Raw genomic sequence first — 1,525 nt, 5'->3', positions numbered from 1 at the left:
TGGTCGTGTTGCGTATACAGGAGTAGATAAAAACAACACCAAAGAAAGAAGTGTTGTACAAGCAGAAGCTGATGCATCAGTTTCTCAATATGTCAATAAAACAACCACAGCAAATCTATATGCAGGTACGACTATTTATTATAATAAAGGAAGTGTATACCCTAATAGTTTTGATGAAATATACACCATCAATTACTATGACAATTACACGTTTGATAGCAGTGTTAGTAATCCAGGAACGGTATACAATCAAACCATTGCTACCAATGCTAAAGGATTGGCTACCGCATCTAAAGTACGAGTACTAGGTACCAGCTTCTGGATTACAACCGTAACCTACTATGATCAAAAAGGAAGACCTGTATATGTACATAGTACCAATGAATATTTAAACACGACAGATATTGTAGAAACTCAACTGGATTTTGCAGGCAAGGTGTTAACATCCAAAACTACGCATACCAAAGATAGTAATGCTCCTATTGTAACGGTGGATACCTTTACTTATGACCATATGAGCAGATTATTAGATCAATCCCAACAGATAGGTACCCAGGCAACAGAACATATTGTAAGCAATACTTACGATGAAATAGGACAACTAACTACAAAAAATGTAGGAGGAACTACCCCAGGAACAGGTTTACAAACCGTAGATTATACCTATAATGTACGCGGTTGGCTGACAGGCATCAATGATATCAATAATATTGGTGATGACCTCTTTACTTTTAAGATCAATTATAACAATCAAGATTTTGATGCAACGAGTGCTTATGTACCTTTATATAACGGAAACATTGTTGAAACCCAATGGCGTACAGCCAATGATCATATAAAACGCGGGTATGAATATGCTTATGATAACCTGAACAGATTGTTTACAGGGCAATATGGAGAAGGTAATTCGTTGACCATTAATAATAGTTATACGATGGTTGCTTATTATGACAAAAACGGAAATATAGACAATCTGCATAGATTTGGATCTAATAGTGTTTACGTCGATAACCTTAATTATGAATATGACAATGGAAATAAGTTGTTATCTGTAACAGATAGCAGGCCTAGTGCTGATGGTTTTAATGACGCTAATAAGACTGGTGATGATTACGTATATGATGCTAATGGTAATATGACGATTGATAAAAACAAAGGCATTACAGCCATTACTTACAATCATTTAAATTTACCAGAACAAGTAACCATTACAAATGGCACAACAAACGGAAATATTACCTATATTTATGACGCCACAGGAGTAAAAATAAGCAAAAAGGTAACAGAGTATCCTAATCAAACCACTACTCAATATGCAGGTAATTATATCTATAAGAGTAATTTGAGTTTAGGATTACCTCCAGGGCCTAATAACAGTGATGAAAAAGTGTTACAATTCTTGAACCATCCAGAAGGATATATAGAACCAGATGGTAACAACTATAAATATATTTATCAATACAAAGATCATTTAGGAAACATCAGACTCTCCTATGCAGATAACGACAATGATGGAAAGATCGAC

1 pseudogene is annotated in these 1,525 nt (G+C 34.8%); it reads left to right on the top strand.

Annotated features, from left to right (window positions below):
- Positions 1 to 1,525, top strand: a pseudogene (locus tag U0D62_RS25505) (hypothetical protein); the annotation flags it as partial.

This window comes from Aquimarina callyspongiae, assembly GCF_034322225.1.
GTDB lineage: Bacteria > Bacteroidota > Bacteroidia > Flavobacteriales > Flavobacteriaceae > Aquimarina.
This window is presented reverse-complemented; position numbering and strand designations above follow the sequence as displayed.